10 protein-coding genes and 1 riboswitch are annotated in these 7,866 nt (G+C 29.3%); of the genes, 1 reads left to right on the forward strand and 9 read right to left on the reverse strand.

Features of this window, described 5'->3' with window-relative positions; all coding sequences use genetic code 11:
* Positions 1-95: 95 nt before the first annotated feature.
* Complete coding sequence (locus tag ABNK64_RS07710) at positions 96-1,034, forward strand: manganese-dependent inorganic pyrophosphatase (protein WP_349764026.1); 939 nt, start codon at positions 96-98, stop codon at positions 1,032-1,034.
* Positions 1,035-1,084: 50 nt separating this feature from the next.
* Here ABNK64_RS07710 and ABNK64_RS07715 read toward each other — a convergent pair whose 3' ends face one another.
* The 9 genes from ABNK64_RS07715 to ABNK64_RS07755 all read right to left on the reverse strand — a co-directional run bounded on the left by ABNK64_RS07715 (position 1,085) and on the right by ABNK64_RS07755 (position 7,602).
* A complete protein-coding gene (locus ABNK64_RS07715; protein WP_349764027.1) occupies positions 1,085-1,378 on the reverse strand; it encodes a hypothetical protein in 294 nt (97 codons plus the stop codon).
* Between the two features lie 361 nt (positions 1,379-1,739).
* The gene (locus ABNK64_RS07720; protein WP_291255046.1) at positions 1,740-2,012 is read right to left on the reverse strand and encodes a type II toxin-antitoxin system YafQ family toxin; all 273 of its coding nucleotides are present in this window, start codon (positions 2,010-2,012) and stop codon (positions 1,740-1,742) included.
* 3 nt (positions 2,013-2,015) lie between these two features.
* Positions 2,016-2,291, reverse strand: a complete 276-nt coding sequence (locus ABNK64_RS07725) for a type II toxin-antitoxin system RelB/DinJ family antitoxin (protein WP_291255045.1) — start codon at positions 2,289-2,291, stop codon at positions 2,016-2,018.
* A 456-nt stretch (positions 2,292-2,747) separates the two neighbouring features.
* Positions 2,748-2,918, reverse strand: coding sequence for a hypothetical protein (locus ABNK64_RS07730; protein WP_349764028.1), 171 nt, complete (start codon positions 2,916-2,918; stop codon positions 2,748-2,750).
* 133 nt (positions 2,919-3,051) lie between these two features.
* Positions 3,052-3,753: an energy-coupling factor transporter transmembrane component T family protein gene (locus tag ABNK64_RS07735; protein ID WP_349764029.1), complete on the reverse strand. Its 702-nt coding sequence runs from the start codon at positions 3,751-3,753 to the stop codon at positions 3,052-3,054.
* The gene (locus ABNK64_RS07740; RefSeq protein WP_349764030.1) at positions 3,740-5,158 is read right to left on the reverse strand and encodes an ABC transporter ATP-binding protein; all 1,419 of its coding nucleotides are present in this window, start codon (positions 5,156-5,158) and stop codon (positions 3,740-3,742) included. The genes ABNK64_RS07735 and ABNK64_RS07740 overlap by 14 nt, the downstream gene beginning before the upstream one ends.
* Positions 5,151-5,735 carry an ECF transporter S component gene (locus ABNK64_RS07745; protein WP_291259885.1) on the reverse strand — a complete coding sequence of 195 codons (585 nt, stop codon included), beginning with the start codon at positions 5,733-5,735 and terminating at the stop codon, positions 5,151-5,153. Before ABNK64_RS07745 ends, ABNK64_RS07740 begins: the two co-directional genes overlap by 8 nt.
* A 4-nt stretch (positions 5,736-5,739) precedes the next feature.
* A complete protein-coding gene (locus ABNK64_RS07750) occupies positions 5,740-6,348 on the reverse strand; it encodes a YkoF family thiamine/hydroxymethylpyrimidine-binding protein (protein WP_349764031.1) in 609 nt (202 codons plus the stop codon).
* A 40-nt stretch (positions 6,349-6,388) separates the two neighbouring features.
* Positions 6,389-6,491, reverse strand: a riboswitch (TPP riboswitch).
* Positions 6,492-6,549: 58 nt separating this feature from the next.
* The gene (locus ABNK64_RS07755; RefSeq protein WP_349764032.1) at positions 6,550-7,602 is read right to left on the reverse strand and encodes a hypothetical protein; all 1,053 of its coding nucleotides are present in this window, start codon (positions 7,600-7,602) and stop codon (positions 6,550-6,552) included.
* Positions 7,603-7,866 lie beyond the last annotated feature (264 nt).

The raw sequence follows: 7,866 nt of genomic DNA on the forward strand, positions 1-7,866 counted from the left end.
TGATAAAATTTCTCTTTTTTATAAATTTTCTATTCCTAAATTTTAAAAAAAATGGTATGATATGTAAGTAAATAAATGAATTTTAAGGAGGACTTATGAAACAAATTCTTGTTTTTGGACATAAAAATCCAGATACTGATTCAATATGTTCAGCAATCTCTTTTGCTGAATTAAAAAATGCTTTAGGAGTTAATGCTATTCCTTGTAGATTAGGAAATGTAAGCAGAGAAACTCAATTTGCTTTAGATCATTTTGGAGCTACTGCACCTCTATTTATAGAGAATGTAAATGCTGATGAAAATGGAAAAAAAGAGGTAATCTTAGTTGACCATAACGAAAAAGCTCAAACAGCTGATGGTATTGAGAATGCTAAGATATTAGAGGTTGTAGATCACCACAAATTTGGTTTGACTACTGATGAGCCTTTAAAAATTACTGCTGATACAGTTGGATGTACTTGTACTATAATCTATAGATTATTTAAACAAGCTAATATCACTCCATCTAAAATGGCTGCTGGACTTATGATGAGTGCTATCATCTCTGATACACTACTTTTCAAATCTCCAACTTGCACACCTGAAGATGTAGAGGCTGTAAAAGAACTTTCTAAAATCTGTGGAGAAGAGAATTTTGAAGATTATGGAATGAAGCTTCTAATTGAAGGAACTTCTCTTTCTGATAAAACTTCTGAAGAGATAATCACTATAGATATGAAAGAGTTCGATATGAATGGTAAAAAAGTAGCAGTTGCTCAAGTAAATACTGTTGATGTAGCTGGACTTTTAAATACTCAAGCTGAATTAGAAGCTGCTATGAACTCTATGAGTGAAAAATCTAACTATGATCTATTTGTTCTTGTAATAACTGATATTATAAAAGCTGGATCATATGTTTTAACAGTTGGAAAATGCCCAGAGCTTGTAGAAAAAGCTTTCAATGTAACTTTAGATAATAAAACAGCTTGGTTAGAAGGAGTAGTTTCTAGAAAGAAACAGGTAGTTCCTTTCATGCTAACTGCTAGCCAAAACTAATATAAAAGAGTGATTGTAGATAGTTTTCTATTTACTCTCACTCTTTTTTATTATGATATCTCAAGTTCTTTTTTTAATGCTTTTACCAAAACTTGAGAGAAATTTATATTTTTTTGTGTTGCTAGTATATCTAACCAAGTTGGAATACTTAAAGTTTTTTTCTTGTATTCTAATTTTATTTTAGATTTTTCATAAGGTAACCACATATTTAACAATAGAATCTCTTGATTTCCTTTTAATTCTGTTTTTAATATATCTATACTACTTGCTTTTGGAAATTCAGTGTTTTCATCTTCATAATCTAGAAGAGATAATGTAATAATTTCTTGTGAACTACTCACCACTTATAGAAGTGGGAGCTTCTTGGGAAGTAGTTGCTTTTGTTAGCCAACTATATTTACCAAGCTCTACGGCTAGTTCCTAGCCCGAATATATAATAATTTGCATTTTGTTTATCAATGCTTTTATGTTTTGTAATAACAAAACTATACTGTGAATATTTTACAAGGCAACAGTTTACTTGCCTTAACCTTATATATTCAGTTACTAATGTCCTTTGGTATTAGTATATCATAAAATTACAAATTAGGCAATTCGTCGCACCACCTATAGAGGTGGGCGACTTCTTGCCTATTTGGTTAAAATAGTTTTAATAGTTCATCTCTAGATGAACCTCTCCTACTTAGAGCTTTCAGCTTCATCTTCTTAAAATAAATCACTGTGAGTTCCTGTTCTTGATAAAGTAAGTATTAATTTTGATTTTTCAATTTTATATATAAGTAACCAATCTGGTCTAATGTGACACTCCATAAAACCACTATAGTTTCCTACTAGTTGATGATTTCTATACTTAGATGGTAATTCTTTTTCATTGGCAATTAACTCAATAACTTCTTTAAGTAAATTTAAATTATATCCTCTTTTTTTTAGAAGTTTATAATCTTTTTCAAAGACCTTAGTAGTAGTTATTTCTAACATTAACTAATCCTCCTTATCAAGTGCACTAAAAAGTTCTTCTGTAGTCTTATATGTAGGACGTTTAACTTTTCCAGCAATTATATCCTCTGTTTCTTCTATAGCTTTTATAGTCGTAATATCAAAATTTTCTAATTTTGTTTCAAATGGTAATCCACCCATTCTTATCATAGATTTTACAAACATATTAAATGCAGAAGACATACTTAATCCCAATTCATCACATATATGATTAAATACTTTTTTATCTTCTTCATTTATTCTAACATTAATTATTGCCATATTAATCACTCCTTTTTTATATACAATGTATAGATATATTATATACAAAAACTCTTATTATGTAGAGTGTAACACATTTATTTCAAATAGTCAATATATGCCAATACACTCTCATAATTTTGTTTCCAACTTTTTATACTAGCTTCTCTTAGATTCAAATTATACATAGTAAATAAGGATGAACCTCTAACTAAAATTGAGCAAATAATCAACTTTCATTATTTCCTTTTGGAAATTGGATCCCATCAATATAATAATCATAAATGTTTTATCATTTTAGAGCAAGAGTTTTAATAATTGAAAATTATTGGTAACAAAATAACTCCAGTGGAAAATCCACTGGAGTTATATAAAAATTTATTTGTTTTTACCAATACTATTTGACAAAGAATCATTTTTTTGAAAAAATTTTTAAAGATTCTATTCTCATTTATTTATCCTTAATAATACTAAATTTTAATACTTTGTTGAAATAGCAGCTAATAAAGATTTTGTTGTATTAGCAGTTGCCAACTTTATCTCTTTTGATTTATGTAATTTAACTTCAATAGTGTTAGTTTTCTTTGAAGAATTAAAAATTTTATTAGATGAAATTTTAATTTCTCTAAATAATGATTTAGTTGCCATCTTTTCCTCCTCAAATTATATTTTTATTAAAGTTATTTCCTATAACCTATTATATCATTATTTTAAGTTAAAATCAATTATCTTCATTTCACTTATTCTTTACTGAAGTTCATGCTCCTAAGACTTTGTATTATCAATACACTCTCACAATATAGAGTGTAATAAGTGGCAATAGAACTACCAATATATAATCTATTATCTTTGTCTCCAGTTTTCTGTACTGGCTTCTCTTAGCTCCAACTTGAAATCCCTTAGACTCCATAGCCATAGCAATATTTTCAGAAGATCTAATAGCTGTTACCAACATAGGTAACATAAATAGATTTTTCTTCACTCCTCTAGCCCTATAAGCATAGGTTATATTTCTATACTCATTTTTTACTATTGGTATAAAGTTGTAAGCTGCCATTATACCATAGGCAAACTTTTCAGAAAGCCTAAACTGTTGCATCAGACTCAAGATAAACATTCTAGGATCTGTTGTGTAGACAAATAGAAAACCAAGTCCAGCATAAGCTAATATTCTAGCTGCCAACTGTAGACCACTCTCAGCACTCTCCATTACTACAACAATCTTAGTCATATCTGTTATATCTGTAGTAGCACTCTCATTTCCGTAGAAATACCCAGTAAAGAATACTCCCAAAGCCATTATAATTACTGGGAGAAAAGAGATACACAATCTTTTTATACTCACTTTAGATAGTAACATTAAAATTAGACATATTAAAAATACAGATATATTGACATAGTAATTGTATTCAAATGAAAGGATAAGAGAGATTAAAAATATAGTTAATCCCTTGAATCCAGGATTTAATTTAGATGTATTCAACTCTCTTCAACTCCTTGTCTTTAAATTCATATATATAGTCAGAATACTCTACCACTAAGTCTATATCATGTGAGACTAAGACTACACTCAATCCCTCTCTACTCTTCTTCTGAAGAAACTCCATAATCTCTCTACTTGTCTTGTTATCCTGCCCATATGTAGGCTCATCACAAAGCAGTACTCTCTGCTCTCCACACAGCATAGATAGAACAGCCAATTTTCTCTGTTGCCCTTGGCTTAAAGAATAGGGTGATCCATTCCTATAATCATATAGATTAAACTCTTTTAATAGCTTTTCAGCCACCTCTATATTCTCCTTTTCCCTCCCCTTGTACACTCTATTTAGAGTGAACAGAAGTTCATCTATTACCTTATAAGCTATAAATTGGTTTTGAGGATTTTGAAAGACAATTCCCACCTCTTTCAATACCTCTCTCTCTTTTAGTTTTTTAAACTCTTTTCCGTCATAAATATAGCTACCATCTTGGTATCTCTCTATCCCACACAGAGTATTTAAAAGAGTACTCTTTCCACTTCCACTCTTTCCAATAATCGAAGTGATTTTTCCTCTTGCTATTTCAAATGTTATCCCTTGAGCTAGGATATTATCCCCATAGCTTAGTTTCAAATCTCTTATCTGAGCTATACACTCTTTTTTATCCTCTTCAATATATCTCTTTTCTCCTATGTCACATCTATCCTCTAAGGTTTCAACTCCTCCAGCAGATATTTGACATCCCTTATCCAAAAGGATCAACTTGTAATCTACTCTCTCCCATAGACTTATTCTATGATCAATGATTATAAGGGTTGTACCATAAGTTTTATTCAGCTCTAGAAGTATCTCTATTATCTCTTGAGAAGACTCATAATCTACATTGGCAAAAGGCTCATCTAAAACTATTACCTCAGAGTTCAGAGCAAGTATAGAGGCTAGAGCCACCTTCTGCTTCTCTCCACCAGATAGTGTTGTCAATCTTCTCTCCTTCAAATGCAAGATTCCACATCTCTTTAGTACTTCCACTACCTTCTCATCCATTTTTTCCACTGGATAATTGATGTTCTCCAATACAAATATGATCTCCTCTTCTACACTCTCCATACAAAATTGTGTGTCACTATTTTGAAACATCATACTTATCTTCTTAGCTCTCTCCTGCAAGGGTATACTCTCTATACTCCTCTCCTCTAGATATATACCTCCCCCTGTCAATACCCCTTTGTTAGCTGGATAAAGTCCAGTCAATAGATAGGCTAGGGTACTCTTACCACAACCTGAATATCCACTGATTAGGTATATTTCTCCTTTAACAAAAGAAAAAGAGAAGTCTTTGACTATCTCTCTTTTTGATCTTTCTGAATATTTAAAAGTTATATCCTTGCAGAGTAATATCTCCTTACTCATCTATCTCTTCCTGTCCTAAGCTATAGCTACTTAAAGCTCCTGTTTTTGCCAATTTTTCAGCTAAAACCTTAGATAGAACCCCAGCAAAAAGTACAGAACTTATAGCTCTCACTACAAACATTCCCAATAGATACATAGGTGTAAATTTTGAGAATCCACCTCTTACATATCCCCATACAAAACTGAATATACAAGCAAATAGAGCTGCTAAACACATATTTTTCATTGAGAAATCTCTATATTTTCCCTTGGCAAATACAAGCTCTGGTCCCATTCCTTGAATTATTCCAGATAGGATAACTATTGGTCCAAACATATTTCCCATTATTACCTCTATAACTGCAGATAAAACCTCAGCTACCACTGCTACTCCAGATCTCTGAATGATATATGGTACAAATGTAGATGCCATAAACCATACTCCAAATACAATCTCATAAGCATATGGTGCAAATCCAAATGGTGCTAGTACAGTTGCTAAGAAGTTAGCAAAATATACTCCCCATAGGTAAATAAATGAAAAAACTACTGAAAAAATACAAACCATTATTACATCTTTTAACTTCCAATTAAACATCTAATTACTCCTTTGTTGGACTATTTACTGATATAGTCACTTGTAAAATATAGTGTGATAAATGATCCTCTCCATACTTGAAGATCTCCTCTAGAGTGTCAAATACATTGTGTACATCTCCCTCTAATATAGATACATAGTGAGAACTCTTGCTAAATACACCTCTGTCTTTTGCCAACATAACAACCTTTGCTATATGCTCCATATAGTCCTCTTCTCCCATAGGATAAAAAGAGATTTTACTAACTACATTGAAGTGCTTATCCTTTATTCTCTCCTCATTTACTCTCTCATCATCTACTTCCATAAATGAGTCTGCATCAGTATCTCCAGGACACCCTTTTGAGAATGTAGCTTCTAGTGCCATATGTATATCCTCTCTATAGGCATTTACAAACAGTCCTTTGACTACATCAAATACGTGAACTCTCTTTCCTCTCATACAAGTACTCAACTTGTCAGTTTGCTTCCAAACCTTGCTTGTATCAGTGTTTTCTAGTCCACCTAAGATAACATCTACAAATTTATCACTCATTGGATATAGGGAAAATCTAGCTCCAGATACACCTTTACTAGCTCCTCCTATACACCATAAGCAATCTTTTAATCCCATAAAAAAATCCTCCTTTAATTACAAAAGGAGGAAATACTTATATATTTTATTATTTACTCCTTTCGTTGGTACTAACCAAATCAAGTTCAATGAGTTTAGAGTATATACTCAATCTCAGCCATATGGCTCCTCAGTAAATTTTATTTAATTACAGATAATAATATATCATTATTCTTGTATTTTGTCTAGAAGTTATTTTTGTTAATTAAAAATTGAATCATAATCATAATTTAAATAAAACTCTTTATTCTTTTCTAAATACTCTTTATAATTATCTTTAGTCAATCTATATTCTTTTTTAGAAATCCAATCTAAGATCTTATCATTTATTGTATAAATATAGTGTCCTGCATCTTTATAATTATCCAAATTAGTTATTAGATCATAATTATTAAAGAATGAATATAGTTCTATATTCGGTACTTCTAAAATCATCTCAATCATTATCTTTTCTGCTTCTAATTGCTTTAAAATCTCTCCACTTTGATTAATAGAATCCCAATAAACAATACTATATGGAGTTATAAAATATATAAATTTAGTATTAGGATATTGTAGTGGAACATCTAGTACATTCTTCTGAATATTTTCTCTAATTATTTCAATATCAGCTTTACTTAATTTTTCTATCTCTATATTCTTTTTCTCTCGTTTATAACTCTTTAAAATAATATTTTTTCCAAATTTTTCATCTCTCCAACTACTATAATCATCAAAAGAAGTTGTTTCTTTATTTTTTAATGTATTAAAAAATACTCCACCTAATCCTTTTAGGATTAACATTTTATTAAATAAATATTTATAGTCATTTAATAATTTGTCATCATAGAGATATATTGGATATTCCTTATATTTTTGTTTGTTGAATTTTTTATTAATATAACCATAATCTAATCCTCTCAATATTATTTTAATATTATTTTTATTTTTTAAAGCTATTTCTATATTTTTATTTATTTCTTTGTAAGTTGCTCCTGAAAATGGTATTTTTACAGAATTTACTTTAAATAATTTATGAAATTGTGAATTTCTAAAATTTTCTGTCATAGAAGTCCCTATTATTATACCATTATAATCAAAATGTCTTATAATTCCATTATTTATATATCTTTGATCCCAGTATTTATACTTTAAATATTTTAAAGGCTTATGATAATGGAAATATGGATCCACAACTATCATAGTACTTCCTACTCCAATTAATATTAAAATAATACTTATTATAGTTGTTATAAAAAATTTTTTACTATTCATATTCCCTCCTAAAAATTAAAATAAAGAAATGTACTCATATTATTTAAGGAAATTAAAGAAAAAATTATATAAAAAATAATCTCTAAATATATTTTTAAACTCCTATTAACTTTTCCTATTTTACTTAAGCTATTATCTAATTTTATAATGATAATAAAAGATATAAATATATAAAAAACACTTTCATTGTGTTTTGCAAGTAGTTAGTTTAATAAATTGCAACTTTAAATTTCCAACTTTTATCCATTGTAAATTTAATAACTA

The organism is Fusobacterium sp. SYSU M8D902, from assembly GCF_040199715.1.
Classification (GTDB): Bacteria; Fusobacteriota; Fusobacteriia; order Fusobacteriales; family Fusobacteriaceae; genus Fusobacterium_A.

Excerpts from the sequence above, each read along its gene's own strand:
- ABNK64_RS07725 (WP_291255045.1), bottom strand. The coding sequence starts at position 2,291 with ATGGCAATAATTAATGTTAGAATAAATGAAGAAGATAAAAAAGTATTT.
- ABNK64_RS07755 (WP_349764032.1), bottom strand. The coding sequence starts at position 7,602 with ATGAATAGTAAAAAATTTTTTATAACAACTATAATAAGTATTATTTTA.
- ABNK64_RS07750 (WP_349764031.1), bottom strand. The coding sequence starts at position 6,348 with ATGGGATTAAAAGATTGCTTATGGTGTATAGGAGGAGCTAGTAAAGGT.
- ABNK64_RS07720 (WP_291255046.1), bottom strand. The coding sequence starts at position 2,012 with ATGTTAGAAATAACTACTACTAAGGTCTTTGAAAAAGATTATAAACTT.
- ABNK64_RS07740 (WP_349764030.1), bottom strand. The coding sequence starts at position 5,158 with ATGAGTAAGGAGATATTACTCTGCAAGGATATAACTTTTAAATATTCA.
- ABNK64_RS07710 (WP_349764026.1), top strand. The coding sequence starts at position 96 with ATGAAACAAATTCTTGTTTTTGGACATAAAAATCCAGATACTGATTCA.
- ABNK64_RS07730 (WP_349764028.1), bottom strand. The coding sequence starts at position 2,918 with ATGGCAACTAAATCATTATTTAGAGAAATTAAAATTTCATCTAATAAA.
- ABNK64_RS07745 (WP_291259885.1), bottom strand. The coding sequence starts at position 5,735 with ATGTTTAATTGGAAGTTAAAAGATGTAATAATGGTTTGTATTTTTTCA.